General features: G+C 56.3%; 28 protein-coding genes and 5 tRNA genes. 10 read left to right on the top strand and 23 right to left on the bottom strand.

The genetic code is table 11. The annotated features are described in order from the left end of the window. The first annotated feature begins 56 nt into the window (after positions 1 to 56). Positions 57 to 875, top strand: a complete 819-nt coding sequence (locus tag BJF97_RS09220; protein ID WP_014228469.1) for a pyridoxal phosphatase — start codon at positions 57 to 59, stop codon at positions 873 to 875. Here the strand turns inward: BJF97_RS09220 and modC are convergent, their stop codons facing one another. The 4 genes from modC to BJF97_RS09200 all read right to left on the bottom strand — a co-directional run bounded on the left by modC (position 876) and on the right by BJF97_RS09200 (position 3,694). Further along, positions 876 to 1,934 carry a molybdenum ABC transporter ATP-binding protein ModC gene (modC, locus tag BJF97_RS09215; protein ID WP_014228468.1) on the bottom strand — a complete coding sequence of 353 codons (1,059 nt, stop codon included), beginning with the start codon at positions 1,932 to 1,934 and terminating at the stop codon, positions 876 to 878. A gap of 2 nt (positions 1,935 to 1,936) precedes the next feature. Beyond that, on the bottom strand, positions 1,937 to 2,626 hold the full coding sequence (gene modB / locus BJF97_RS09210) for a molybdate ABC transporter permease subunit (protein WP_004848997.1): 690 nt from the start codon (positions 2,624 to 2,626) through the stop codon (positions 1,937 to 1,939). After that, a complete protein-coding gene (gene modA / locus BJF97_RS09205) occupies positions 2,626 to 3,399 on the bottom strand; it encodes a molybdate ABC transporter substrate-binding protein (RefSeq protein WP_014228467.1) in 774 nt (257 codons plus the stop codon). The genes modB and modA overlap by 1 nt, the downstream gene beginning before the upstream one ends. 145 nt (positions 3,400 to 3,544) lie before the next feature. Continuing rightward, on the bottom strand, positions 3,545 to 3,694 hold the full coding sequence (locus BJF97_RS09200) for an AcrZ family multidrug efflux pump-associated protein (protein ID WP_004848993.1): 150 nt from the start codon (positions 3,692 to 3,694) through the stop codon (positions 3,545 to 3,547). Positions 3,695 to 3,847: 153 nt separating this feature from the next. Here BJF97_RS09200 and modE point away from each other — a divergent pair, with 153 nt between their 5' ends. The 7 genes from modE (at position 3,848) to gpmA (ending at position 11,654) form a co-directional block, all read left to right on the top strand. After that, positions 3,848 to 4,636 (top strand): molybdenum-dependent transcriptional regulator, encoded by a 789-nt coding sequence (gene modE, locus BJF97_RS09195; protein ID WP_004848991.1) that lies wholly within the window; start codon positions 3,848 to 3,850, stop codon positions 4,634 to 4,636. 67 nt (positions 4,637 to 4,703) lie between these two features. Beyond that, on the top strand, positions 4,704 to 6,173 hold the full coding sequence (gene modF, locus BJF97_RS09190) for a molybdate ABC transporter ATP-binding protein ModF (protein WP_014228466.1): 1,470 nt from the start codon (positions 4,704 to 4,706) through the stop codon (positions 6,171 to 6,173). A 211-nt stretch (positions 6,174 to 6,384) separates the two neighbouring features. Next, complete coding sequence (galE, locus tag BJF97_RS09185) at positions 6,385 to 7,401, top strand: UDP-glucose 4-epimerase GalE (RefSeq protein ID WP_032694537.1); 1,017 nt, start codon at positions 6,385 to 6,387, stop codon at positions 7,399 to 7,401. A gap of 9 nt (positions 7,402 to 7,410) precedes the next feature. Then, the gene (gene galT / locus BJF97_RS09180) at positions 7,411 to 8,457 is read left to right on the top strand and encodes a galactose-1-phosphate uridylyltransferase (RefSeq protein WP_014228465.1); all 1,047 of its coding nucleotides are present in this window, start codon (positions 7,411 to 7,413) and stop codon (positions 8,455 to 8,457) included. Between the two features lie 2 nt (positions 8,458 to 8,459). Then, positions 8,460 to 9,608, top strand: a complete 1,149-nt coding sequence (gene galK, locus BJF97_RS09175) for a galactokinase (protein ID WP_070082859.1) — start codon at positions 8,460 to 8,462, stop codon at positions 9,606 to 9,608. Next, the gene (galM, locus tag BJF97_RS09170) at positions 9,602 to 10,645 is read left to right on the top strand and encodes a galactose-1-epimerase (protein WP_032694539.1); all 1,044 of its coding nucleotides are present in this window, start codon (positions 9,602 to 9,604) and stop codon (positions 10,643 to 10,645) included. Before galK ends, galM begins: the two co-directional genes overlap by 7 nt. A gap of 256 nt (positions 10,646 to 10,901) precedes the next feature. Continuing rightward, a complete protein-coding gene (gpmA, locus tag BJF97_RS09165) occupies positions 10,902 to 11,654 on the top strand; it encodes a 2,3-diphosphoglycerate-dependent phosphoglycerate mutase (protein ID WP_004100351.1) in 753 nt (250 codons plus the stop codon). Between the two features lie 67 nt (positions 11,655 to 11,721). Here the strand turns inward: gpmA and aroG are convergent, their stop codons facing one another. Then, complete coding sequence (gene aroG, locus BJF97_RS09160; RefSeq protein WP_014228462.1) at positions 11,722 to 12,774, bottom strand: 3-deoxy-7-phosphoheptulonate synthase AroG; 1,053 nt, start codon at positions 12,772 to 12,774, stop codon at positions 11,722 to 11,724. Between the two features lie 314 nt (positions 12,775 to 13,088). Here aroG and BJF97_RS09155 point away from each other — a divergent pair, with 314 nt between their 5' ends. Beyond that, positions 13,089 to 13,460, top strand: coding sequence for a YbgS-like family protein (locus BJF97_RS09155; RefSeq protein WP_014228461.1), 372 nt, complete (start codon positions 13,089 to 13,091; stop codon positions 13,458 to 13,460). Positions 13,461 to 13,577: 117 nt separating this feature from the next. Continuing rightward, positions 13,578 to 14,522, top strand: a complete 945-nt coding sequence (gene zitB / locus BJF97_RS09150; RefSeq protein ID WP_014228460.1) for a CDF family zinc transporter ZitB — start codon at positions 13,578 to 13,580, stop codon at positions 14,520 to 14,522. On the opposite strand, the gene pnuC is transcribed toward zitB, so the two are convergent. The 18 genes from pnuC to cydA all read right to left on the bottom strand — a co-directional run bounded on the left by pnuC (position 14,519) and on the right by cydA (position 26,960). Beyond that, positions 14,519 to 15,238, bottom strand: coding sequence for a nicotinamide riboside transporter PnuC (gene pnuC / locus BJF97_RS09145; RefSeq protein WP_014228459.1), 720 nt, complete (start codon positions 15,236 to 15,238; stop codon positions 14,519 to 14,521). The two genes, zitB and pnuC, sit on opposite strands and share 4 nt — an antisense overlap. 35 nt (positions 15,239 to 15,273) lie before the next feature. Further along, the gene (nadA, locus tag BJF97_RS09140; RefSeq protein ID WP_004848967.1) at positions 15,274 to 16,317 is read right to left on the bottom strand and encodes a quinolinate synthase NadA; all 1,044 of its coding nucleotides are present in this window, start codon (positions 16,315 to 16,317) and stop codon (positions 15,274 to 15,276) included. Positions 16,318 to 16,859: 542 nt separating this feature from the next. Further along, positions 16,860 to 16,935: transfer RNA gene (locus BJF97_RS09130), tRNA-Lys, on the bottom strand. 133 nt (positions 16,936 to 17,068) lie between these two features. Further along, positions 17,069 to 17,144 (bottom strand) — tRNA-Lys (locus BJF97_RS09120). 144 nt (positions 17,145 to 17,288) lie between these two features. Beyond that, positions 17,289 to 17,364, bottom strand: a tRNA-Lys gene (locus BJF97_RS09110). A 3-nt stretch (positions 17,365 to 17,367) separates the two neighbouring features. Next, positions 17,368 to 17,443 (bottom strand) — tRNA-Val (locus BJF97_RS09105). Between the two features lie 127 nt (positions 17,444 to 17,570). Continuing rightward, positions 17,571 to 17,646: transfer RNA gene (locus BJF97_RS09095), tRNA-Lys, on the bottom strand. Positions 17,647 to 17,808: 162 nt separating this feature from the next. Then, on the bottom strand, positions 17,809 to 18,600 hold the full coding sequence (cpoB, locus tag BJF97_RS09090) for a cell division protein CpoB (RefSeq protein ID WP_004848965.1): 792 nt from the start codon (positions 18,598 to 18,600) through the stop codon (positions 17,809 to 17,811). A gap of 9 nt (positions 18,601 to 18,609) precedes the next feature. Further along, positions 18,610 to 19,134: a peptidoglycan-associated lipoprotein Pal gene (gene pal, locus BJF97_RS09085; protein WP_004100337.1), complete on the bottom strand. Its 525-nt coding sequence runs from the start codon at positions 19,132 to 19,134 to the stop codon at positions 18,610 to 18,612. Positions 19,135 to 19,168: 34 nt separating this feature from the next. Continuing rightward, positions 19,169 to 20,461, bottom strand: a complete 1,293-nt coding sequence (gene tolB, locus BJF97_RS09080; protein WP_004133400.1) for a Tol-Pal system beta propeller repeat protein TolB — start codon at positions 20,459 to 20,461, stop codon at positions 19,169 to 19,171. Between the two features lie 128 nt (positions 20,462 to 20,589). Further along, complete coding sequence (tolA, locus tag BJF97_RS09075; RefSeq protein ID WP_014837849.1) at positions 20,590 to 21,912, bottom strand: cell envelope integrity protein TolA; 1,323 nt, start codon at positions 21,910 to 21,912, stop codon at positions 20,590 to 20,592. A gap of 105 nt (positions 21,913 to 22,017) precedes the next feature. Next, positions 22,018 to 22,446, bottom strand: a complete 429-nt coding sequence (tolR, locus tag BJF97_RS09070; protein WP_032692895.1) for a colicin uptake protein TolR — start codon at positions 22,444 to 22,446, stop codon at positions 22,018 to 22,020. 3 nt (positions 22,447 to 22,449) lie between these two features. Further along, a complete protein-coding gene (gene tolQ, locus BJF97_RS09065) occupies positions 22,450 to 23,142 on the bottom strand; it encodes a Tol-Pal system protein TolQ (RefSeq protein ID WP_014228456.1) in 693 nt (230 codons plus the stop codon). Then, positions 23,139 to 23,543: a tol-pal system-associated acyl-CoA thioesterase gene (gene ybgC / locus BJF97_RS09060; RefSeq protein ID WP_004100330.1), complete on the bottom strand. Its 405-nt coding sequence runs from the start codon at positions 23,541 to 23,543 to the stop codon at positions 23,139 to 23,141. The genes tolQ and ybgC overlap by 4 nt, the downstream gene beginning before the upstream one ends. A gap of 149 nt (positions 23,544 to 23,692) precedes the next feature. Continuing rightward, complete coding sequence (gene ybgE / locus BJF97_RS09055) at positions 23,693 to 23,977, bottom strand: cyd operon protein YbgE (RefSeq protein ID WP_004130577.1); 285 nt, start codon at positions 23,975 to 23,977, stop codon at positions 23,693 to 23,695. Between the two features lie 130 nt (positions 23,978 to 24,107). Further along, positions 24,108 to 24,221, bottom strand: a complete 114-nt coding sequence (cydX, locus tag BJF97_RS09050) for a cytochrome bd-I oxidase subunit CydX (protein ID WP_004100325.1) — start codon at positions 24,219 to 24,221, stop codon at positions 24,108 to 24,110. A gap of 15 nt (positions 24,222 to 24,236) precedes the next feature. After that, entirely contained in the window at positions 24,237 to 25,376 is a 1,140-nt protein-coding gene (gene cydB / locus BJF97_RS09045) for a cytochrome d ubiquinol oxidase subunit II (protein ID WP_004848954.1), read from the bottom strand. Between the two features lie 15 nt (positions 25,377 to 25,391). Next, positions 25,392 to 26,960 (bottom strand): cytochrome ubiquinol oxidase subunit I, encoded by a 1,569-nt coding sequence (cydA, locus tag BJF97_RS09040; protein WP_004130574.1) that lies wholly within the window; start codon positions 26,958 to 26,960, stop codon positions 25,392 to 25,394. Positions 26,961 to 26,985 lie beyond the last annotated feature (25 nt).

Here is a 26,985-nt window from a genome sequence, read left to right as displayed (position 1 = left end):
CACAGCGGTGTACCATCATAGCCTGCTAACTTTTCATCATTAACCGGAAACAACCCATGACCTCACGCGTGATTGCCCTCGATTTAGACGGCACGCTCTTAACCGGCAAAAAGACCATCCTCCCCGCCTCGCTCGATGCGCTGGCTCGCGCCAAAGACGCGGGATATCAGATCATCGTCGTCACCGGCCGACATCACGTCGCTATCCATCCTTTTTATCAGGCGCTGGCGCTGGATACACCTGCAATTTGCTGCAATGGCACTTATTTGTATGATTATCATGCAAAAAAGGTGCTTGAATCCGACCCGATGCCGGTAGATAAAGCCCTGAGCCTGACGGAAATGCTGAACGAGCATGATATTCACGGCCTGATGTACGTCGATGACGCCATGCTGTACGAGCAGCCGACCGGGCACGTTATCCGCACTGCCAGCTGGGCGCAGTCGCTGCCCGTCGAGCAGCGTCCGGTATTCACTCAGGTCGATTCTCTGGCGCAGGCGGCCCGCGAAGTTAACGCCGTGTGGAAATTCGCCCTGACCGATGAAGATACCGCCAAACTGCAGCGCTTTGCCCAACACGTTGGCCAGACGCTGGGTCTGGAGTGCGAATGGTCGTGGCACGATCAGGTGGACATTGCCCGGGAAGGCAACAGCAAAGGTAAACGCCTGGCGCAGTGGGTCGCGTCGCAGGGCCTGTCGATGCAGGATGTTATCGCCTTCGGCGACAACTATAACGACCTCAGCATGCTGGAAGCCGCCGGTACCGGCGTGGCGATGGGCAACGCGGTGGAGGAGGTCAAAGCGCGCGCCAACGTGGTGATCGGTGAAAACGAAACCACCAGCATCGCCGACTACATCTATCGCCACCTGCTGTAATCAGGCGGCTATCGACACGCTTTTTATCTGCGCATACAGCCGCTGGCCCGGGGTCACCCCCAGCTCATCGCGCGCCCAGGGGCTGATGCGCGCCCACAGGGTACGGCCGCTTATCTCCAGCCTGACCTCAACCTGCCCATGACTTTCAATACACTGCATGACCTGCGCGGGTAAAATATTGCGGATACTGGTTTGCTGAGCGGGCTGCAGTACCAGAGAAACGTCCGAGGCCTGAATGCGGATCCGCGCGCTTTCGCCCTGCGGCCTGTCAAGACGGTTAACCCATATCTGCCGATCCCCCAGCGCCAGCGCGGTCATGGCATACTGCGGATGCTGAGCGGCAACGGTCACGTTCAGGATCGTGCTTTGCTGCTCCTGGGGAAGCCAGGGGTGCATCACGCTGCTGCTCCACACCTCTTCCAGACAGCCAAAGGCTTTCACTTTCCCCTCTTCCAGCACCAGCACGTTATCCGCCAGATGCTGGATTTCATCCAGAGAGTGGCTGACGTACAGCATCGGGATCTTGATTTCACGCGCCAGACGCTGCAGATAGGGCAACAGCTCGCGCTTGCGCGGAATATCCAGCGATGCCAGCGGCTCGTCCAGCAGCAGCAGCTCCGGCGCGGTAAGCAGCGCCCGGCCAATCGCCACCCGCTGCTTCTCCCCACCGGAGAGGCCGCCCGGCAGGCGGTCAAGCAGCGGCGCAATGCCGAGCAGCGCCACCAGCTTGTCAAACTGCGCCGCCATAGACTTCGCCATGCCATATTGCAGATTGCCGCGCACTTTATAGTGCGGAAACAGGCGCGCGTCCTGAAAAACGTAGCCAATGCGGCGCTTTTCCGGCGCCAGGCAGATACCTTTATCAACGTCGTTCAGCACTCTGCCGTTGAGGACGATGCGCCCCTGCTGCGGGCGCGTCAGGCCGCTAATGGCGTTAATCAGCGAGGTTTTACCCGCGCCGGAGACGCCGAACACTGCCGTAATGCCGCTGGCGGGAAGCGTCTCGCAAATTTGCAGACAGTGGGTACCCAGCGTCTGGGTAAAATCGAGCTCAAGCATGTTTATTTCCCCATCCGCTGACGGCTGAGGCGGGCCAGCCATTCGGAAATCAGCAGCGATACCAGCGCCAGCGCAATCGAAATCAAGCATAAACGCGCGGCCGCGCCTTCTCCCCCGGGGGTCTGGATCAGGGTATACATGGCCGAAGGGATGGTGCGCGTTTCGCCGGGAATATTGGAAACAAACGTGATGGTGGCGCCGAACTCGCCCAGCGAGCGGGCGAAAGCCAGCACGGTGCCAACGATAATGCCGGGTAGCGTCAACGGTAACGTAATAGTGAAAAACACCCGCCAGCGGCCAGCGCCGAGGGTACGCGCCGCCTGCTCGAGCTTAATGTCCACCCCTTCCAGCGCGAGGCGAATGGCCCGCACCATCAGCGGAAAGGACATCACCGCCGCCGCCAGTACCGCGCCGCGCCAGCTAAACGCGAAGCTCAGACCAAACCAGTCATACAGCCAGCTGCCGATAAAACCGCGTCGCCCCATCGCGATCAGCAAGAGATACCCTACCACCACCGGTGGCAGTACCAGCGGCAGGTGGAGAATGCTATCGAGCAGCGCTTTACCGGGAAAATCTCGTCGCACCAGCAGCCAGGAGAAAAAGATGCCAAAAGGCAAGCTCAGTACCACCGCCAGGGAGGAGACTTTCAGGCTCAGCAGTACCGCCTGCCATTCAGGATCGCTTAAGAACATTAGTGGGTAGTAAATCCGTAACGTTTAAAGATAGCGGACGCTTCCGGCCCTTTTAAATAGTCATAAAACGCGCTGACCGTGGCATTTTTATGGCCGTCGACGATTGCCAGCGGATATTCCACTTTCTTATGCGAATCTTCCGGGAAGGTACCGACAACTTTTACTCCCTTGCTGGCGACCGCATCGGAGCCGTAAACGATCCCCAGCGGCGCTTCGCTGCGTTCAACCAGGGCCAGAGCGCCGCGCACGTCTTCTGCCGGCGCCAGCTTCGGCGACAGGGTTTCCCAGGCTCCCAGCTTTTGCAGCGCCTCTTTCGCATAGATGCCAGCAGGCACGTGTTCCGGGTCACCTACGGCCAGGCGGCCGCCCTTCAGCAGGCTGGTCCAGTCGGTTTTATCACTGATGTTTATCTCGCCCTGCGCGCTGGCTTTTGGCGCTACGACAACCAGGCTGTTACCGAGAAGGGTCGCGCGCGAGGCGGTATCAATGCTCTTTTTCTCGACCGCGTAATCCATCCATTTTTGATCGGCGGAGATAAACAGGTCCGCCGGCGCCCCCGCTTCAATCTGCCGTGCCAGGGTCGATGAAGAGGCAAATGAAGAAACCACCTCCACGCCCTTCTCTTTTTTATACTCTTTGGCGATATCCTGCATGGCGTTGGTGAGCGATGCCGCGGCAAAAACCGTCACTTTGCCCTCTTCCGCCAGCGCGTGGCCCGCAATGGAGAGCGTTAACGTTGCTCCGGCAAAAAAGCGTAACCATTGACCTGTCATCTGAATCTCCCGTCAGTTCGTTATGTAGTAGACAATATAACGATAGCGCCAGGTTTTTCCCAGCGAAAATTAGGGGTAATCAGCGTTCGAAAAATGGAGGGGGGGAAGAAATAAGAACGCCCGGCAGAACCGGGCGCGGGGGAAATCAGTGATTTTGCGGTCTGCTGTCTTTATGACCGGCTCCGGAGAAGAGGTTAAACACTTCGCCCAGCCCGTAAATCAGGCCCAGAATGACCGCCATCACCACAGGGACCATGACTACGGCAAAAACCAGACTTTTCAATAGCTCTAACATGGTTGGCTCCAGAAAGTACGAATAGTTTATTGTAACCAATTCAGCCGGAAAAACACGCCCCATTTGTGCGGTGCCCCGCTGGCCACCGTGAGAGATTCATCTTGCAAGATGACCGCTATCGGTCACAATACCCTTTTTCATCAGGATATGATTATGCAGGCTGAAATTCTTCTTACCCTCAAATTACAGCAGCGCCTGTTCGCCGATCCTCGCCGTATCGCCCTGCTGAAACAGATTGAACAGACCGGCTCGATTAGCCAGGGGGCAAAAAACGCGGGCATTAGCTATAAAAGCGCCTGGGATGCGATTAATGAAATGAATCAGCTCAGCGAGCAGACCCTGGTTGACCGGGCGACCGGCGGCAAAGGCGGCGGCGGCGCGGTCCTCACCCGCTACGGGCAGCGGCTGATTCAGCTCTACGACCTGCTGGCGCAGATTCAGCAGAAAGCGTTCGATGTCCTGAGCGATGATGACGCCCTTCCCCTCGACAGCCTGCTGGCTGCCATTTCGCGATTCTCTCTGCAGACCAGCGCGCGCAACCAGTGGTTCGGCACCATTACCGGCCGCGACCATCAGCAGGTCCAGCAGCACGTTGACGTTCTGCTGGCCGACGGCCAAACCCGCTTTAAGGTCGCGATTACCGCCCAAAGCGCCGATCGTCTGGGCCTTGAGGAAGGCCAGGAAGTACTAGTGCTGCTGAAAGCGCCGTGGGTTGGCATTACTCAGGATGCCGCACAGGCGGAACGGGCCGACAACCAGCTGGCCGGACGTATCAACCACATCGAACGCGGGCCGGAACAGTGTGAAGTGCTGATGGCGCTCCCGGATGGGCAGAGCCTTTGCGCCACCCTGCCGGTGGAACAGACGCGCGATCTGGCGGAAGGGGCGGAGGTGATAGCATATTTTAATGCCGATCGCATCATTCTTGCCACGTTGTGCTAACGGCATTGACATTGCGCTCGCGAAGACGTATCCCTGAAGCAAATCGCTGCAAAAAGTGGGATACACAATGTCATTGTTGCAAATTTCGCAAGGCACGTTTCGTCTTAGCGATACAAAAACGTTAAATATTGAACACCTCCGCGTGCAGGCTGGCGAGAGCTGGGCTTTCGTCGGCAGCAACGGCAGCGGGAAATCGGCGCTTGCGCGGGCGCTCTCCGGCGAGCTGACCCTGCTAAGCGGGCAGCGTGAGTGCACCTTCTCGCGCATCACCCGTCTCTCTTTTGAGCAGTTGCAAAAGCTGGTCAGCGATGAGTGGCAGCGCAATAACACCGATTTGCTCAGCCCGGGAGAAGAAGACACCGGCCGCACGACGGCGGAAATTATCCAGGATGAGTTTAAAGACCCCTCCCGCTGCGCTCGCCTTGCTGAACAGTTTGCAATTAGCCACCTGCTCGAACGCCGTTTTAAATATCTCTCAACCGGCGAAACGCGCAAGACCCTGCTGTGCCAGGCGCTAATGGGCGATCCCGACCTGCTTATTCTTGATGAGCCGTTCGACGGTCTTGATGTCGCCTCGCGCCAGCAGCTCGCCGGGATGTTGGCCGCGCTGAACGGCGAAGGTATCACCCTGGTGCTGGTCCTCAATCGTTTTGACGAGATCCCGGCGTTCGTTCAGTATGCCGGGGTACTGGCGGACTGCGTGCTGAGCGAAACCGGCGAAAAGCAGGCCCTGCTGCAGCAGGCGCTTATTGCCCAGCTCGCGCATAGCGAAAAGCTTGACGGCATGACGCTGCCGGAGCCCGACGCACCGGCAGCGCGTCTTGCGCTGGACGCCGAAGCGCCGCTCATCGTGCTGAACGACGGCATAGTTTCGTACAACGATCGTCCGATTATTAACCGCCTGAGCTGGACGGTGAACCCTGGCGAACACTGGCAGATAGTCGGCCCCAACGGCGCCGGTAAATCCACGCTGCTCAGCCTGATCGCCGGCGACCATCCTCAGGGATACAGCAACGACCTGACCCTGTTTGGCCGCCGCCGCGGCAGCGGTGAAACCATCTGGGATATCAAAAAACATATTGGCTACGTCAGCAGCAGCCTGCACCTTGAATACCGCGTCAGCACCAACGTGCGTAACGTGATTCTCTCCGGCTACTTCGACTCAATCGGCATCTATCAGGCCGTTTCCGACAAGCAGCATAAGCTGGTGCAGAACTGGCTGGATATTCTGGGTATCGACAAACGCACCGCCGATGCGCCGTTCCATAGCCTCTCCTGGGGGCAGCAGCGGCTGGCGCTGATCGTCCGCGCCCTGGTCAAACACCCCACTCTGCTGATCCTTGACGAACCGCTGCAGGGGCTGGACCCGCTCAACCGCCAGCTGGTGCGCCGCTTCGTTGATGTGCTGATTGGCGAAGGGGCGACACAGCTGCTGTTTGTCTCTCATCACGCCGAAGACGCCCCGGACTGTATCACCCACCGACTGGCCTTTGTGAGTAGTGGAGACGGTTACACTTACCAGCTGGATCCGCTGTAAAATTAAGCCTGTACAGGGGTCTGCTGATCCCTGTTTTTTTCAGAATAATAGCTACCAGACATAACATCACCCTGTTTTTAAAACAAAAAAACTCAAATGGGCTGTTTAAAAATTTTAGTGTAAACGATTCCACCAATTTGGCCTGTGTCACACTTTTGGCTTCTTTGGTATGCTATCTTCTTCTCACACGATAAGCCTATTGGAGCGAATCATGAAAGTACTGGTTACAGGTGGTAGCGGTTACATTGGAAGTCACACCTGCGTTCAACTGCTACTGCAGGGACACGAAGTGATTATTCTCGACAATCTCTGCAACAGTAAGCGCAGCGTATTGCCAATCATTGAACGTCTCGGCGGGAAAAGCGCCACCTTTGTCGAAGGCGACATTCGTAACGAAGCGCTGATGACGGAAATTCTCCACGATCACGCCATTGAAGCGGTGATCCATTTCGCCGGCCTGAAAGCCGTCGGGGAATCCGTCGCTAAGCCGCTGGAGTACTACGACAACAACGTAACCGGCACACTGAAACTCGTTTCCGCCATGCGCGCCGCGGGCGTGAAAAACTTTATTTTCAGCTCCTCCGCGACCGTCTACGGCGACCAGCCCAAAATCCCTTACGTCGAAAGCTTCCCGACCGGTACGCCTCAGAGCCCTTACGGTAAAAGCAAGCTGATGGTTGAGCAGATCCTGACCGACCTGCAAAAAGCGCAGCCGGACTGGAGCATCGCGCTGCTGCGCTACTTCAATCCGGTCGGCGCGCATCCGTCGGGCGATATGGGGGAAGATCCGCAGGGTATTCCGAACAACCTGATGCCGTATATCGCGCAGGTCGCGGTTGGCCGCCGTGAATCGCTGGCGATATTCGGCAACGACTACCCAACCGAAGATGGCACCGGCGTACGCGACTACATTCACGTGATGGACCTGGCAGACGGCCACGTCGCGGCGATGGAAAAACTGGCCGATAAAGCCGGCGTGCATATCTATAACCTTGGCGCAGGCGTCGGCAGCAGCGTGCTCGACGTGGTCAACGCATTTAGCAAAGCCTGCGGCAAACCGATTAACTACCACTTCGCACCGCGCCGCGAAGGCGACCTCCCGGCCTACTGGGCGGACGCTGAAAAGGCCGATCGCGAGCTGAACTGGCGCGTGACGCGCAACCTTGACGAAATGGCGCAGGACACCTGGCACTGGCAGTCCCGTCATCCGCAGGGTTATCCCGACTAAGGAACCTTCATGAGCGTATTTAACCCCGTCGACCATCCACATCGTCGTTATAACCCGTTAATCGGGCAGTGGATTCTGGTTTCTCCGCATCGCGCCAAGCGCCCCTGGCAGGGGGCGCAGGAAACGCCGGCAAAACAGACCTTGCCCGCGCACGACCCGGACTGTTTCCTGTGCCCGGGTAATACCCGCGTCACCGGCGACAAAAACCCGAACTACACCGGTACGTTTGTTTTTACCAATGACTTTGCGGCTTTGATGACCGATACCCCTGACGCCCCGGAAAGCGACGACCCGCTTATGCGCTGTCAGAGCGCCCGCGGTACCAGCCGGGTCATCTGCTTCTCGCCAGACCACAGCAAAACGCTGCCGGAACTGAGCGTGGAGGCGCTGGAAGGCGTGGTTAAAACGTGGCAGGAGCAGACCGCCGACCTCGGAAAAACCTACCCGTGGGTGCAGGTCTTTGAAAATAAAGGCGCGGCAATGGGCTGCTCCAACCCACATCCGCATGGTCAGGTGTGGGCAAACAGCTTTCTGCCTAACGAGGCGGAACGCGAAGATCGTCTGCAAAAAGCGTACTTCACCGAGCACGGCGCGCCGATGCTGGTGGATTACGCGCAGCGCGAATTAGCCGACGGTAGCCGCACCGTCGTCGAGACCGAACACTGGCTCGCGGTGGTCCCTTACTGGGCAGCGTGGCCCTTCGAGACGCTGCTGTTGCCGAAAGCGCACGTACAGCGCCTGACTGATTTAACCGATGACCAGCGCAGCGACCTCGCGCTGGCGCTGAAAAAGCTGACCAGCCGTTACGACAATCTGTTTCAGTGCTCATTCCCCTACTCTATGGGCTGGCACGGCGCGCCGTTTAACGATGAAGAGAATGATCACTGGCAGCTGCACGCGCATTTTTATCCGCCGCTGCTGCGCTCCGCGACGGTGCGTAAATTTATGGTCGGCTATGAAATGCTGGCTGAAACCCAGCGTGACCTGACGGCCGAGCAGGCCGCCGAACGTCTGCGCGCTGTGAGCGACGTCCATTTTCGCGAATCCGGAGTATAACCATGAGTCTGAAAGAGAAAACCCAAGCCCTGTTTGCTGAGAAATTTGGCTATCCGGCCAGCCATGTTATCCAGGCCCCTGGCCGCGTTAACCTGATCGGCGAGCATACCGACTATAACGATGGGTTCGTGCTGCCCTGCGCCATTGATTACCAGACGGTCATCGCCTGTGCGCCGCGCGACGATCGTACCGTGCGGGTGATTGCCGCCGATTACGACAATCAGACCGATGAATTCTCTCTCGACTCGCCGATTACCAGCCACGATGCCCAGCAGTGGTCAAACTATGTCCGCGGCGTGGTGAAGCATCTCCAGCAGCGGAATAACGCTTTCGGCGGCGCGGATCTGGTCATCAGCGGCAACGTGCCGCAGGGCGCAGGGTTAAGCTCCTCGGCTTCGCTGGAAGTCGCCGTCGGCACCGTGTTCCAGCAGCTGTACCATCTGCCGCTCGACGGCGCGCAAATCGCGCTGAACGGCCAGGAAGCGGAAAACCAGTTCGTCGGCTGCAACTGCGGCATTATGGACCAGCTGATCTCCGCGCTCGGTAAAAAAGATCACGCGCTGCTGATCGACTGCCGCTCCTTGGGGACCAAAGCGGTCTCGATGCCGAAAGGCATCGCGGTGGTGATTATTAACAGTAACTTTAAGCGCACTCTGGTCGGCAGCGAATACAACACTCGCCGCGAACAGTGTGAAACCGGCGCGCGTTTCTTCCAGCAGCCGGCCCTGCGCGACGTCACGTTGCAAGAGTTCAACGCCGTCGCCCATGAGCTTGACCCGGTGGTCGCCAAACGCGTTCGCCACGTGCTGACTGAAAACGCCCGCACCGTAGAAGCCGCCGCGGCGCTGGAAAAAGGCGACCTGCTGCGGATGGGCGAGCTGATGGCGGAATCCCACGCCTCCATGCGCGATGATTTTGAAATCACCGTCCCGCAGATTGATACCCTGGTGGACATCGTCAAGGCGACCATCGGCGATAAAGGCGGCGTTCGCATGACCGGCGGCGGTTTCGGCGGCTGTATCGTCGCCCTGGTGCCGGAAGATCTGGTCGAGACCGTACAGCAGGCCGTTGCCAAAGAGTATGAAGCGAAAACCGGTTTCAAAGAGACCTTTTACGTCTGCAAACCGTCGCAGGGAGCTGGACAATGCTAAACCCAACAACGGAGCTGGCGCCGGACGGCCAGCCGTGGAATCTCCTCACCCTGCGTAACGACGCAGGCATGACGGTCACCGTAATGGACTGGGGCGCGACGCTGCTCTCCGCGCGCGTGACGCTGGCCGACGGCAGCGTACGCGAAGCGCTGCTCGGCTGCGCGACCCCTGGCGACTATACGCGCCAGGCCGCCTATCTCGGCGCTTCCGTAGGCCGTTACGCGAACCGTATCGCCAACAGCCGCTTTTCCCTTGATGGCCATAGCGTTAATCTGACGCCCTCCAACGAGGCCGGCCATCAGCTGCACGGCGGTCCTGAAGGATTTGATAAGCGCCGCTGGCAGATTGTCAGCGCCGACGATCGTCACGCGCTGTTTTCACTCTCCTCCCACGATGGCGATCAGGGGTTCCCCGGCAATCTGACGGCTACGGCGCACTACCGCCTGACCGACGATAATCGTATCGCCATCGAGTATCGCGCCACCGTTGATCAGCCCTGCCCGGTAAACCTGACCAACCACGTCTATTTCAATCTTGATGGCGTGCAGAGCGACGTGCGTAGCCATAAGCTGCAAATCTTTGCCGATGCGTATCTGCCCGTTGAGAGCGATGGTATTCCGGGAGGCGATTTGCAAAACGTCACCCTGACCAGCTTCGATTTCCGCACGCCGAAGATGCTGGCGGACGATTTCCTGCGCGATGAAGACCAGCAAAAGGTCAAAGGTTACGACCACGCCTTTCTGCTCCAGGCGCTGGGCGATGCCAAAAGCCCGGCGGCTCACGTCTGGTCGCAGGACGAAAAGCTGCAGATGACGGTCTATACCTCCGCTCCGGCGCTGCAGTTCTACTCCGGCAACTATTTGGCCGGCACGCCGTCGCGCACGGCGCAGCCTTACGCTGACTGGCAAGGTCTGGCTCTGGAGAGCGAGTTCCTGCCGGATTCACCGAACCATCCGGAATGGCCGCAGCCGGATTGCGTACTGCGCCCCGGCGAAGAGTACGTCAGCCTGACGGAATATCAGTTTATTGCGAAATAATATCCAGCCCTCCTGATGGAGGGCTTTTTTTATCCTTTCGCTGAAAAATACGCCACTTACAGACAAAAACATAACCTCTGTTTTACAAGCACCTTACACTGAGCGACTATTTTCGCTATGGTTAGGGATAAGCATTGCCGTGAGGTAAGTCGCGGCAATATAATGAGAATAGTTATCAATCAATAAATATACACACTACAGATTTCGGGTCGCATCAAGGCGGCGAGAAAGATGACGTGTATTGAGGAGTAAGTGTATGGCTGTAACTAAGCTGGTACTCGTTCGTCACGGCGAAAGCCAATGGAACAACGAAAACCGTTTCACCGGTTGGTATGACGTTGACCTGTCTGAAAAAGGCGTGGGTGAAGCAAAAGCGGCCGGTAAGCTGCTGAAAGAAGAAGGCTTCAGCTTCGACTTTGCTTATACCTCTGTGCTGAAACGTGCCATCCACACCCTGTGGAACGTGCTGGACGAACTGGATCAGGCCTGGCTGCCGGTAGAAAAGTCATGGAAACTGAACGAGCGTCACTACGGTGCGCTGCAGGGCCTCAACAAAGCGGAAACCGCTGAAAAATACGGTGACGAGCAGGTTAAGCAGTGGCGTCGCGGCTTTGCGGTAACGCCGCCGGAGCTGACCAAAGACGACGAGCGCTACCCGGGTCACGATCCGCGCTATGCAAAACTGACCGACGCTGAGCTGCCTACCACCGAGAGCCTGGCGCTGACCATCGACCGCGTCGTACCGTACTGGAATGAAACCATTCTGCCGCGTCTGAAAAGCGGTGAGCGCGTGATTATCGCCGCTCACGGTAACTCCCTGCGCGCGCTGGTGAAATACCTCGACAACATGGGCGAAGCAGAGATCCTCGAACTGAACATCCCGACCGGCGTACCGCTGGTGTATGAGTTCGACGAGAACTTCAAGCCTATTAAACATTACTATCTGGGTAACGCCGACGAGATCGCCGCGAAAGCCGCTGCCGTAGCGAACCAGGGTAAAGCGAAGTAATTTTCGCGGGATGTAAAAAAAGCGTGGAGCCCTCCACGCTTTTTTATTTTGAGACTCGTCGTAAAACCTAACCGCGGCGCGCTTTTACCGCATTCGCCAGCTGGCGAAGCAGCGTATCGGTATCTTCCCACCCGATACAGGCATCAGTAATGCTTTTACCGTAGGCCAGCGGCTCACCGCTGTCGAGGCTCTGATTGCCTTCCACCAGATGGCTTTCGATCATCACGCCCATAATCGCCCGCTCGCCGCCGGCAACCTGCTGGCATACGTCTGTGCCGACATCCATCTGCTTTTTAAACTGTTTGCTGGAGTTGGCATGGCTGAAATCGATCATGATCTGAGCGGGCAGGCCTGCTTTCGCCAGACCCACCTTCACTTCTGCCACGTGCTGCGCGCTGTAGTTCGGCTCTTTACCGCCACGCAGGATAATATGGCAATCGCTATTGCCGCTGGTGTTCACAATCGCCGAATGTCCCCATTTGGTCACCGACAGGAAACAGTGCGGCGCGCCGGCGGCATTGATGGCGTCGATAGCGACTTTAATGGTGCCATCTGTGCCGTTTTTAAAGCCTACCGGGCAGGAGAGGCCGGAAGAGAGTTCGCGGTGCACCTGTGACTCGGTGGTACGCGCGCCAATCGCGCCCCAGCTCATCAGGTCGGCAAGATACTGCGGGGTGATCATATCGAGGAACTCCCCGGCCGCTGGCAGTCCGCTGTCGTTAATATCAAGCAGCAGCTTGCGCGCGATCCGCAGACCATCGTTGATGCGGAAGCTGTTATCCATATGCGGATCGTTGATCAGCCCTTTCCAGCCCACGGTGGTGCGCGGTTTTTCAAAATACACGCGCATCACGATTTCCAGCTCGCCTTTAAGCTCTTCGCGAAGCGCGAGCAGACGCTCGGCATACTCTTTTGCCGCCGCCGGATCGTGAATGGAGCATGGACCGATCACGACCAGCAGCCGATCGTCATGACCTTTCAGGATCTGGTGGATCGCTTTGCGCGCATGCGCAACGGTGTTGGCGGCGTTTTCGGTAGCGGGGAATTTTTCCAGGAGCGCAACGGGAGGTAATAATTCGTTGATCTCTTTAATGCGTAAATCGTCGTTCTGATAATTCATCTTATTTCCAGCGTTGCCATACTTATCTAGTTAAATGCAATCCCTCCAATCTATCTCTTCGCTCAAAAAGTGTAAACGTGATTTTACAGTAGCGGCAGAATATTCCTGGAAATAGGCTAAAAAACGCCATAAAGTCGCGGAATAGTGGCCACAAGCTATAATTTTTAACTGTTAGAACTTAATTTTCTTTAGCATTCAGCATTATATATTAATGCCGATCGCTAACAGCGAAGCTTTAACCACAACGAGTAGAACCTCCGGCAATGCACTGTTGGAAGAGGTAATTCGGTAAATCGATATAACAGGAGCATCCAATGAAAATGAACAAGCTAACCAGTCTTCTCCTCGCAGCAACTCTGGGCCTGGCCAGCGGCGCGGCGCTGGCCGCCGATACCGGCGCGCAGTCGAACAACGGGCAGGCCAATTCGGCAGCCGACGCGGGTCAGGTCGCCCCCGACGCGCGTGAAAACGTGGCGCCAAACAACGTGGACAACGGTAACATTAACGCCGGTTCCACCGATACCGGCGGCACCATGCTCCACCCCAACGGCTCGACCATGAACCACGACGGGATGTCGAGCGATGAAGTCCACAAAAACTCAATGTGCAAAGATGGCCGCTGCCCGGATACCGATAAAAAGGTCGGCCAGGACGAGGCGACGAAAACCGACGGTACCACCCAATAATCTGCGCGGTATCCGCCCGGAAGGAGAGCTAAGGCTCTCCTTTTTTCATTTTATTCACCCCAAGAGGTGAATCATGTCATAAAGTAATCATCAAAATAATAATGTAGGGATGGCACCATGGGGCAATCACACTCGCATAATTCTCCGCAATCCACCGAAGATAATAATGCCCGTCGGCTGCTGCTGGCGTTCTGCGTCACGGCCGGATTCATGTTGGTTGAGGTTGCAGGCGGACTCATTTCAGGTTCGCTGGCGCTGCTGGCCGATGCCGGGCATATGCTGACGGACGCCGCAGCGCTGCTGTTCGCCTTTCTGGCCGTGCGTTTCGCCAGTCGCCCGCCTAATGCTCAACACACCTTTGGCTGGCTGCGGCTGACCACGCTGGCGGCCTTTCTCAATGCTATCGCCCTGGTGGTCATTACGATATTAATCGTCTGGGAGGCCATTCAGCGTTTTCATCATCCGCAACCGGTAGCCGGTAAAACCATGATGATCATCGCCGTTGCCGGCCTGCTGGCCAATATTCTGGCCTTCTGGATCCTCCATCGCGGCAGTGAAGAGCGTAACCTCAACGTGCGGGCCGCCGCTCTGCATGTGCTGGGGGATCTACTCGGTTCGGTTGGGGCCATTATTGCCGCAATCGTGATCATCACCACCGGCTGGACGCCTATCGATCCTATTCTGTCCGTGCTGGTATCGTGCCTGGTTCTGCGCAGCGCATGGCGTTTGCTGCAGGAGAGCGTTAATGAGCTGCTGGAGGGCGCGCCGCGTTCGCTTGACGTCGACGCCTTAAAGCGCGATTTGCGCCGCTCGATACCGGAAGTTCGCGACGTACACCACGTTCATGCGTGGCTGGTTGGAGAAAAAACGGTGATGACGCTGCACGTGCAGGTGGTACCGCCGCACGATCACGACGGCCTGCTTGAACGAATCCAGGGCTTCTTACAGCATAAGTATGAAATTGAACACATTACGGTTCAGATGGAGTATCAGCCCTGCAGCGGCCCGGAGTGCCGTCTGAACATGACGCACGCCGGGCATGGACATCATCATCACCATTAACGGGAAAACGCGTGAGAGCCGCGCTCACGCGCGCTGTTAATCCACATACGGCTGCCGTTGAGGGCGATGAAGGTCAGCAGCAGATATTCGAGCGACATCGCATAAACGCCCTGCAGGGCGAAAATAACCACGCTGATGACGTTGATAATCACCCACAGCAGCCAGTTTTCGACGTATTTGCGCGTCATCAGGATCATCGCCGCAACCGAGAGAACCATCATGCAGGAGTCCCAGAACGGGAACGCGTCTGGCTGCAGCGCCGGCATAGCAACCTGCAGGCCCAGGGTGTGCATCAGCGCGACGGCAATCCTGGTGAGAAACGCAAAAACCGGATCGATAAATACCGTCATCAGGCCAATCGCCACCACGCAGGCCGCCAGCCAGCCTAACGCTTTCGGCAGCGGCAGCCAGCGGATTTGCAGTTCCGCCTGGTTATCGCTGGTTTGTCGTGACCAGGCGTACCAGCCGTAGACGTTGGCCGCGAAGAAAAAGATCTGCAGCAGAAGGCTGGCGTAGAGCTGGATCTGAAAGAAGATAATGGCAAACAGCGTGACGTTGATCAGCCCAAAGGCATAGTTGGCAATCTTCTCCAGGCTCGCCAGCCAGATGCACAGCAATCCTGCGACGGTGCCGACCGCTTCAATCCACGACAGGTCATATCCCCCGGCGCCAATGGGTATATGCACTAATATGTTCTGCGTACTAAAAAAATCCATCTTATCCCCAGAGCGTTCTGTAACGCAGTAATGAGCTATCCCCGAAGTGTAGCCGCAAAATCGAGCATTCTGTTTAGCGGAACCAGCGCCCCGGTTCGCAGCTGTTCATCAACGTGAATTTCATGTTCAACGCCTCCCTTTTCCAGCCCTTCCGCAATCGCCTGCAGGCCGTTCATCGCCATCCACGGACAGTGGGCGCAGCTGCGACAGGTTGCCCCTTCGCCTGCCGTAGGCGCTTCCAGCAGCTCTTTTTCCGGTACCGCCTGCTGCATTTTGTAGAAAATGCCGCGGTCGGTGGCGACGATGAGCTGCTTGTGCGGCAGCGTTTTAGCGGCATTGATCAACTGGCTGGTTGACCCCACCGCGTCAGCCATATCGACAATCGCCTGCGGTGATTCCGGGTGAACCAGAACCGCGGCCTGCGGATAAAGCGCCCGCATTCTCGCCAGCGCTTGAGTTTTGAATTCATCATGAACGATGCAGGCGCCCTGCCAGCACAGTACGTCGGCGCCGGTCTGTTTCTGCACATAGCTGCCTAAATGGCGGTCCGGCGCCCAGATGATTTTTTCACCCATGCTATCAAGATGCTCAATGAGTTCCACGGCGATGCTCGACGTCACAACCCAGTCGGCGCGCGCCTTTACCGCCGCTGAAGTATTGGCGTAGACCACGACCGTACGATCCGGATGCGCATCGCAGAAAGCGCTAAACTCCTCGATCGGGCAGCCCAGATCGAGCGAGCACTCCGCGTGGAGCGTGGGCATCAGGATGGTTTTTTCCGGGCTGAGAATTTTCGCCGTTTCTCCCATAAAGCGCACGCCGGCGACCAACAGCGTCGAGGCAGAATGTCGGGCGCCGAAGCGCGCCATCTCCAGAGAATCGGAGATACAGCCGCCGGTCTCTTCGGCCAGCTGCTGAATTTCGGGGTCGGTATAGTAATGGGCCACCATCACCGCATCGCGCTCGCGCAGCAGGCGTTTAATTTTTTCGCGATAAAAGTGCTTCTCATCGCGGTTTAACGGCATGGGCTTCGGAGGAAAAGGATAAATCGCCGCTTCCGGGTCAAACATTACGCTCATCTTGCAGTCTCGTTTCACTGGCTTAACTTTCAGACCGTAATAATGCCTGAAGAAAGGTATTAACCGGTCATGGTGTTTTATATGCTAAACAAGATAGCCGATTGTGCAGAAAATGTCGTGAGGAATTTTTCCCACAGGGAGCATTTCCCGGAGGCGATGCTGCGCATCTGTCCAGGCTGCCAAACCTGCAGAACGCACGAATCTGTAGCCCGGGCAAGGCGCGTCAAGCGCCGCACCCGGGACGAAGCCACGCAAAGGCATCAGGCCGTCACATTTCCCGGAGGCGATGCTGCGCATCTGTCCGGGCTACTGGCCTGTGCCAATTGTAGCCACGGTAAACGCAGCGCGACGGTAGAATAACGCAGCATTAAGGTATTGCGGATTGTTGTGATTTTCGAGGAAATGGCAGATAGCAAAAAAGCGCCTTTAGGGCGCTTTTTTACATTGGTGGGTCGTGCAGGATGACTCGCTTCGCTCGCCCTACGGGCCGTTGCTGACGTAACGTTATCCTTCACGCTTAACATCTGAGTTTGATGTTAAATTGGTGGGTCGTGCAGGATTCGAACCTGCGACCAATTGATTAAAAGTCAACTGCTCTACCAACTGAGCTAACGACCCCTTGCGGGTTTACTGCTAACTGGAACGATTCAGGATGATGGGTCGTGCAGGATGACTCGCTTTCGCTCGCCCTACGGGCCGTTGCTGACGCAACGTTATCCTTCACGCTTAACATCTGACTGCGATGTTAAATTGGTGGGTCGTGCAGGATTCGAACCTGCGACCAATTGATTAAAAGTCAACTGCTCTACCAACTGAGCTAACGACCCGCTCGGGTACTGCCTGAATATTCTTCACTCGTCACCAATTCGAAATTGGTGGGTCGTGCAGGATGACTCGCTTTCGCTCGCCCTACGGGCCGTGGCTGACGCAACGTTATCCTTCACGCTTAACATCTGAGTTTGATGTTAAATTGGTGGGTCGTGCAGGATTCGAACCTGCGACCAATTGATTAAAAGTCAACTGCTCTACCAACTGAGCTAACGACCCGAGTGGTGGGTGATGACGGGATCGAACCGCCGACCCCCTCCTTGTAAGGGAGGTGCTCTCCCAGCTGAGCTAATCACCCGATACTGCGCTGGATACATCTTTTAACGGTGGGTCGTGCAGGATGACTCGGCTTCGCCTCGCCCTACGGGCCGTTGCTGACGCAACGTTATCCTTCACGTTTTACTATCGCGTTCCACCAGAACGATTGGTGGGTCGTGCAGGATTCGAACCTGCGACCAATTGATTAAAAGTCAACTGCTCTACCAACTGAGCTAACGACCCACTATTTTCGCCGCTTTGGGCTTGTTCGATATCCCTTGGCAACGGCGGCATATATTACTGATTTCAGAATTCAGCGCAACAACAATTTAGATAAAGATTGCTTAACTGCTTAGGATTCATGCGACAAGACCAGAAATGATGCGATTTCTGGTCATGCCATAATCATCCGAGTGCGTTAAGGCGTTTTTGCGCTTGTTTGGCCCCGTCGGTGCCAGGAAATTTACTGACCACCTGCTGGTAAACCGCCTTCGCTTTTGCGGTATCGCCTTTGTCCTGCATGATCACGCCGACTTTAAACATCGCATCGGGCGCCTTCGGGGATTTAGGGTAGTTTTTCACCACGGAAGCGAAATAGTACGCCGCATCGTCCTTTTTACCCTTGTTGTAATTCAGCTGACCGAGCCAGTAGTTGGCGTTCGGCTGATACGTTGAATCGGGGTACTTTTTGACGAAGTTCTGGAAAGCCGCCATCGCATCGTCCTGGCGAGAGGGATCCTTCACCAGCGCGATAGCCGCGTTGTAATCGGTATTGGCATCACCGGTCTGCGCCGGGGCGCCTGACGAGGCCGCTGGCGCCGTCCCGCTAGCCGCAGCGCCCTGATCGCCCGCTGACGTCTGGGTTTGCGCTCCCGCTGCGCCGCCACCGCTGCTCAGACCGTCGATCTGCAGCAGGATCTGCTTCTGGCGCTCAACAACCTGATTCAGCTGATACTGGCTTTCCTGAATTTGACCGCGCAGGGAATCAATATCGGACTGATTATCGGAGAGTTGTTGCTGGAGTTGGGTTAAAAGCTGGCTGTGCGCATTGGAAATACGCTCGAGTTGAGTGACGCGGTCTTCGACCGAGCCTGAGCCGACACTACTGATTGGCGCCTGAGCAAAAGCGGCCCAGGGGGCCGCTATGCCAACCAGTAACGACAGACTCAATAGATGATGTCTGAAGTTACTGCTCATGCAATTCTCTTAGTAAACCAGTACGGCGCGACGGTTTTTGGCGTAAGCCGCTTCGTCATGGCCCAGTACTGCAGGTTTTTCTTTACCGTAAGAAACGATGGAGATCTGGTCAGCAGAAACACCTTTGCCCTGCAGATACATCTTAACGGCGTTAGCACGACGCTCACCCAGAGCGATGTTGTATTCCGGCGTACCACGCTCATCCGCATGACCTTCTACGGTCACTTTGTAGGACGGATTGCTGCGCAGGAAGTTTGCGTGCGCGTCCAGCATTGCAGCGAAGTCAGAACGGATATCGTATTTGTCCAGATCGAAGTAAACGATATTGTTCTGCTGCAGCTGTTGCATCTGCAGACGAGCCTGCTCTTCGGAAGACATGTTGCCGCCGTTAGCGTTACCGTCCATACCAGTGCCGGCACCCAGCATGCCTTCACCGCTCTGGTCGTTGCTGGCGTTCTTGTTAGAAGAACACGCCGCGATTGCCATAACCGGCAGAGCGATCAACAGCCCTTTCAGCACTTTGTTCAGTTGCATTTCTTTGATTCCTTTAATAATCAATTATTTATTATCACAGATACGGCGACCAGGCAGGTGATTTTACCTGTCCATCAGTTGCCGGAAGACGCGCTTTGAAACGCCCATCTGTAGAAACCAGATTCAGCACGGATCCCATCCCCTGAGAAGAGCTGTAGATTACCATAGTGCCGTTAGGTGCCAGACTTGGCGTTTCATCTAAAAACGTTGATGACAGAACCTGCACACCACCCGCTTCCAGATCTTGTTTGGCAATGTGCTGCTGACCACCGGCCGAGCTTACCATTACCATAGTTTTACCATCAGCGCTCACGTCAGCGTCCTGGTTTTGTGAACCTTCCCAGGTAATACGCTGCGGCGTGCCGCCATTAATATTGACTTTATACACCTGCGGACGACCGGCCTGGTCGGAAGTAAAGGCCAGGTTCTGGCTATCCGGGAACCAGCTTGGTTCGGTGTTATTGCTGCGACCGTTGGTCACCTGACGAATCTGGCCAGATCCCAGGTCCATCACGTACAGGTTCAGGCTACCGGTTTTCGACAGAGCGAAAGCCAGTTTGCTGCCGTCCGGCGAGAACGCCGGCGCGCCGTTATGCTGCGGGAACGAAGCAATCTGACGAACGGAGCCGTTAGCCAGCGTCTGCACAACCAGCGCAGAGCGTCCGCTTTCAAAGGTCACGTAGGCCAGCTTCGCGCCGTCCGGAGACCATGCCGGAGACATCAGCGGCTGGGTTGAACGGTGAACGAGGAACTGATTGTAGCCATCGTAGTCGGACACGCGCAGCTCGTACGGGAACTGGCCGCCGTTAGTCTGTACCACGTAGGCGATACGGGTACGGAAGGCGCCCTTAATACCGGTCAGCTTCTCAAATACGGCGTCGCTGGCAGCATGTGCGGCATAGCGCAGATACTGTTTCGTGACTTTAAAGGAGTTCTGCGCAAGTACGGTACCCGGCGCGCCACCGGTATCAACCAGCTGGTACGCCACGTTGTAGGAACCGTCAGGGTTTTGCGTCACCTGACCAACCACGACGGCGTCAACGCCCAGCGCAGACCATGCCGCCGGCTGCACTTCCTGAGCGCTACCCGGCTGCTGAGGCAGGCGAGAGCGATCGAGCGGGTTAAACTTGCCGCTGTTGCGCAGGTCAGCCGCCACGATACCGCCCACATCTTCCGGCGCAGCACCCTGCCCCGCCCACTGGAACGGCACAACGCCGATTGGGCGTGCCGAGTCGACCCCTTGGGTAATCTCGATGCGTACTTCTGCGTGCAGCACTGCCGCCCACAGCATTAAAAAACCAAATGCTACTCGTAATGCCTGCTTCATCATATCTCCCTTATCCAGGCGAAAAGCCCACGATAATTTAGCAGAATGTTAACAAACTCAAATACACAAAACTACCAAAACCCTGGGCCTACCGACGTTTGTTTTCCCCGCATAAACGGGGAAGATCGCTACAGTTTAAAGTCCAGTGTCGCATTTTTTATTCTTTCATAAACTGCCTGACTCGGCGGTTTAGGAATAGTCGCAGTTTTCGCAGCCGTCAATGCCGCCTGGCAAAGTGCCGGATCGCCCCCCTCAGATGTGATGCCTTTTAAAGTACCATCAGGGGCGAGATTAATATGCAACACGCACCGCTTGCCCTGATAAAGGCTCGCATCATACAGACGGCGCTGGATAGCTATCTGAATTTGCTTAGCATAAGCGCTTATTTCTGCGCCGTTATCACCGCCGTTAGCACCAGATGTTCCTGTGTCCTTCGAAGGCTGATTATTCCCTTTCGCTCCACCACCCGTTTTCGGCGCATTCTTACCGGAGCTCAGATCGCCGAGCAGGTCGTCAACGCCGCTTGCCTCTTTGGCCGCAGCGGCTTTCTTGGCGGCTGCTGCCTTAGCGGCGGCGGCTTTCGCCGCTTTGTCTGCGGCGGCCTTCTCTGCTGCTGCAGCTTTGGCTGCCGCGGCTTTCTCGGCGGCGGCTTTTTCCGCTGCGGCGGCTTTCTCGGCTGCCGCTTTCTCAGCAGCAGCTTTCTGCGCGGCGGCTTTTTCTGCCGCTTTTTCGGCGGCAGCTTTTTCAGCAGCGGCCTGTTTCGCCGCTTCCTGCTGCGCTTTTTTCTCTGCCTGCTGCTGCGCTTTCTTCTCGGCGTCCTGCTGAGCTTTCTTCGCCGCATCGGCTTCGGCTTTCTTCTGCGCGTCCGCGGCCGCTTTCGCGGCTTCTGCTTCCGCCTGTTTCTTCGCATCCGCCGCCGCTTTCGCCGCAGCGGCTTCGGCTGCTTTCGCCTGCGCATCGGCCTTCGCTTTTGCATCAGCGGCGGCTTTGGCGGCAGCTTCCTGCGCCTCTTTCGCCTGTGCGTCCGCTTTGGCTTTTGCCGCTGCGGCGGCTTTCGCCGCGGCTTCTTCCGCCTGCTTCTGCTGTTCTTTCGCCTCTTTAGCCGCTTCCTGCGCCTGCAGACGATCCTGTTCCAGCTGTTTCAGCCGTTCCTGCTCGGCGGCCTGTTTTTCACGTAGCTCTTCCGCCTGCTGCTGAGCCTGCTTTTCACGCTGCTCGGCGGCGCGGCGGGCGCTGGCCTGCTGCTGCTGTTGACGGTCATAATTCTTCACAACCGCCCCCGGATCGACCATTACCGCATCGATAGAGGAACCTCCGCCACCCCCGGCAGAAGCATCCAGATGCTCGTCAAACGAACTCCAGATCAGCAGCGCTATCAATACGATGTGCAGCGCGACTGATACTATGATCGCTCGTTTAAGCTTGTCGTTTTGTTCGGTTGCCTTTGACACTATCGGTTCCCAAAAACTGTTCGCCTGTTCCCGTTATATGACGTCGGCCACGAGACGCTGTTGTCCCAAAGCCGACGTGCTGGCGGGCGTGCATATTGCGAGCGATTAGATCGGCTTGGTCATCAAGCCAACCGATTTAACCCCTGCGCTGTGCAACAGGTTAAGCGCTTTAATAATCTCATCGTATGGCACCTCTTTAGCACCGCCGATCAGGAACACCGTTTTCTCATTCGCCTCAAGTCGACGCCTGGCTTCCGCAATAACCTGTTCCGGCGGCAGCTGCGATAACGTTTCCGGGCCAACCTTCACGCTGTACTGCCCGACGCCGGAGACTTCAACGATCACCGGCGGCTCATCGTTGCTTTTCACCGCCTGCGACTCCGTTGCGTCCGGTAGGTCGACCTCTACGCTCTGCGTAATGATCGGCGCTGTCGCCATAAAGATCAGCAACAGCACCAACAGGACATCCAGCAGCGGAACGATGTTGATCTCGGACTTCAGTTCGCGACGTCCGCGTCCACGTGCTCTGACCATGGCTTACCCCTTATTGCTTTCGCTGCTGGTAAACGCCTGACGGTGCAAAATGGCGGTGAACTCTTCCATAAAGTTGTCGTAGTTCAGCTCAAGTTTGTTCACGCGCTGGTTCAGACGGTTATAGGCCATAACCGCCGGGATAGCGGCAAAAAGACCAATTGCCGTCGCGATGAGCGCTTCTGCGATACCCGGCGCGACCATTTGCAGCGTCGCCTGTTTTACCGCGCCCAGCGCGATAAAGGCATGCATGATCCCCCATACGGTACCAAACAGACCGATATATGGGCTGATAGAACCCACCGTACCGAGGAACGGGATGTGGGTTTCCAGGGTTTCCAGCTCGCGGTTCATCGAAATACGCATGGCGCGCGACGCCCCTTCGACAATCGCTTCCGGCGCATGGCTGTTCGCACGATGCAGACGCGCAAACTCTTTGAAGCCGCTGTAGAAGATTTGTTCCGAACCGGTCAGATTATCGCGACGACCCTGGCTTTCCTGGTACAAACGAGAAAGCTCGATACCGGACCAGAACTTATCTTCAAACGCTTCGGCCTCACGTGACGCCGAATTGAGGATACGCGTTCTCTGAATAATGATGGCCCAGGAGGCGATGGAAAAACAAACTAAAATCAACATGATAAGTTTAACCAGAAGGCTCGCCTTCAGGAACAAATCAAGGATATTCATCTCAGTCACTGCTTAAACTCCGCGACAATAGACTTGGGAAGCGCACGAGGCTTCATTAAGAGTGGATCAACGCACACGATAAGAACCTCAGCTTCATTCAAAACGACGTTCTCGGCGTTGACGATTCGCTGCGTGAAAACCAGGGTAGCTCCTCGCATTGAGGTTATCTCCGTCTGGATTTCGAGCATGTCGTCGAGTCTGGCGGGCGCAAAATACTCCAGCGTCATTTTGCGAACCACAAAGGCAACTCGTTCAGCCAGCAAAACCTGTTGGCTGAAGTGATGATGGCGCAGCATCTCTGTGCGTGCTCTTTCATAGAAAGCGACGTAGCTGGCGTGGTAAACCACACCACCGGCGTCGGTGTCTTCGTAATAGACCCGAACCGGCCATCGAAACAGCGTTGTATTCACTTTACATCCCGGTAATGCAACAAAAGGTTAGTGCTTTCAAACTTCGCTACTATACGCGCGGGAATCGTGGTTTGGAATGGGGGAAAGTAAACGAGGAGTAAATTTTTATGGGCTTATGCAAGCCCATATGGTTAACAGAGATTTCTTATTCAAAAGAAGAAAAAGAACAGGCCCAAAACGAGCACAATATCAGCGATAAGCGGACAAAAAATTCCCTGCCAGTGAATGGCGCGCGGGCGGAAGCCCACGCCGTGGATAACGCCGGTACAAACCGCCCACATCAGCAGGAAGCCGTGCCAGATTTCCAGCTCGCTGGTTTTGGCCGCAAAGCGCGACGGATCCCAGAAGATGCAGCCCGCTAGCGCCAGCGCCATCAATAAGGAAAGCGCCCTTAACGGGCGCTTGTCCATTATCGCATACATATACTTTATCATTCACTTCGCCTCTTTGTTGGCTACGTCTGCTGACCCCAGTCACTTACTTGTGTAAGCGCCTGGGGATTCACAGACTTGCCGCCTCGATGCAACCCGAATGATTTCGTATATCGCATCACGATAATACTCATCAGTGTTCTTCTTTACCTGCTTTGGTGGCTTCCACGTGCTCAAGCGCCAGCGCGGTAATCACCCCAAAAGCACAGGCAAGAAGCGTTCCCAAAATCCATGCGAAATACCACATATATAGCTCCTTACCTTAGTACAGCGAGTGGGTGTTCTTTTCGATGTCTTCGCGAGTGATGCGACCGAACATTTTCCAGTAACACCAGGCGGTGTAGGCCAGAATAATCGGTACGAAGACAATCGCCACGTAAGTCATCAGGTTCAGCGTCAGCTGGCTGGAGGTCGCATCCCACATGGTCAGGCTCGCGTTCATCGCCGTGCTTGATGGCATAATGAACGGGAACATGGCGATACCGGCAGTCAGAATGATGCACGCCAGCGTCAGCGAGGAGAACAGAAACGCCCATGCGCCTTTATCCGCTTTTGTCGAGATGACGGTCAGCAGCGGCAGCGCCACGCCCAGAGCAGGAATCGCCCACAGCGCCGGCATGTTATTAAAGTTCACCATCCACGCGCCGGCTTCACGCGCGACTTCTTTGGTCAGCGGGTTAGACGGGCCGGTATGATCCATCACCGATTTCACCACATAACCGTCGATACCGTAGTAGACCCAAACGCCCGCCAGCGCGAAGCAGACCAGCGTCACCAGCGCCGCCACCGTAGACACGGAGCGGGTGCGCAGGTGCAGTTCACCCACGGTACGCATCTGCAGGTAGGTCGCGCCCTGCGTCAGGATCATCGCCACGCTAACAATACCGGCCAGCAGGCCAAACGGATTCAGCAGTTGGAAGAAGTTACCGGTGTAGTACAGGCGCAGATATTCATCAACGTGGAACGGAACGCCCTGCAGCAGGTTGCCGAACGCCACGCCAATCACCAGCGGCGGCACGAAGCTGCCAACGAAGATGCCCCAGTCCCACATGTTACGCCAGCGGTTGTCCTCAATCTTCGAGCGGTAGTCGAAACCCACCGGACGGAAGAATAAAGACGCCAGCACCAGGATCATGGCCACATAGAAGCCGGAAAACGCAGCGGCGTAAACCATCGGCCAGGCGGCAAACAGCGCGCCGCCGGCGGTGATCAGCCACACCTGGTTTCCGTCCCAGTGCGGGGCAATGGCGTTAATCATAATTCGACGCTCGGTGTCGTTACGACCGAGGAAACGGGTGAGCATCCCCACCCCCATGTCGAAGCCATCGGCGACGGCAAAACCAATAAGCAAAATGCCGATCAGCAGCCACCAGATAAAACGCAATACTTCATAATCGATCATTTGACGACTCCTGTCTTAGCGTGCCGACTGAATAGCCGCAGAGGACTGTTCAAAGTGGTAGCGACCGGTTTTCAGGCTGCTTGGTCCTTTACGGGCAAACTTGAACATGAGGAACAGTTCAGCCACCAGGAACAGCGTGTACAGGCCACAAATCAGCACCATAGAGAAGATCAGGTCGCCCGCGGTCAGCGACGAGTTCGCGACGGCCGTCGGCAGCACCTCACCAATAGCCCACGGCTGACGGCCATATTCGGCGACAAACCAGCCCGATTCAACGGCAATCCACGGCAGCGGCAGGCCATAGAACGCGGCGCGCAGCAGCCATTTTTTCTCACCGATGCGGTTGCGAATCACGCTCCAGAAGGAGGCGCCGATAATCAACAGCATCAGCACGCCGCACGCTACCATAATACGGAAGGCGAAGTAGAGCGGCGCCACGGCAGGAATAGAGTCCTTGGTCGCCAGAGCAATCTGCTCTTCCGTCGCGTCAGAGACGTTGTCGGTATAGCGTTTCAGCAGCAGACCGTAGCCCAGATCTTTCTTCACGTCGTTAAAGCGATCGCGCACGGCCTGGTCGGTTGAACCGGCACGCAGCTGTTCCAGCAGCGCGTAAGCTTTCATCCCGTTACGGATACGCTCTTCGTGCTGAACCATGAGGTCTTTCAGGCCGGTAACCTGTTTATCCACGGAGCGAGTCGCAATGATGCCCAGCGCGTAAGGAATTTGAATCGCGAAGCGGTTCTCCTGCGCCTTCTGATCGGGAATACCAAACAGGGTAAAGGCCGCCGGAGCAGGCTGAGTTTCCCATTCAGCTTCGATAGCCGCCAGTTTGGTTTTCTGCACGTCGCCCATTTCGTAGCCGGATTCATCACCGAGAACGATAACGGAGAGAATCGCCGCCATACCGAAGCTGGCTGCGATAGCGAAGGAGCGCTTGGCAAAAGCGAAGTCGCGGCCTTTGAGCATATACCAGGAGCTGATGGCAAGAATGAACATCGCGCCGGTCACGTAGCCTGACGCCACGGTATGAACGAACTTAACCTGAGCAACCGGGTTCAGGACCAGCTCAGAGAAGCTGACCATCTCCATACGCATGGTTTCAAAGTTGAAGTCCGACGCAATCGGGTTCTGCATCCAGCCGTTAGCGACGAGGATCCACAGCGCCGACAGGTTGGAGCCCAGCGCCACCAGCCAGGTCACGGCCATGTGCTGAACTTTGCCCAGACGATCCCAACCGAAGAAGAACAGACCGACAAAGGTAGATTCGAGGAAGAAGGCCATCAAACCTTCAATGGCCAGCGGCGCACCGAAGATATCGCCCACATAGTGAGAGTAGTAAGACCAGTTAGTCCCGAACTGGAACTCCATGGTCAGACCGGTTGCCACACCCAGCGCGAAGTTGATACCAAACAACTTGCCCCAGAACTTGGTCATATCTTTATAAATCTGTTTGCCGGAAAGGACGTAGACCGTTTCCATGATGGCCAGCAGGAACGCCATACCTAGCGTCAGCGGCACAAACAGGAAGTGGTACATCGCGGTCAAGGCAAACTGTAAGCGCGACAGTTCGACTATATCTAACATCATGACTCCTTGCTCATCGCATGAA

It is taken from the genome of Klebsiella sp. LTGPAF-6F (genome assembly GCF_001753185.1).
GTDB lineage: Bacteria > Pseudomonadota > Gammaproteobacteria > Enterobacterales > Enterobacteriaceae > Klebsiella > Klebsiella michiganensis.
This window is presented reverse-complemented; position numbering and strand designations above follow the sequence as displayed.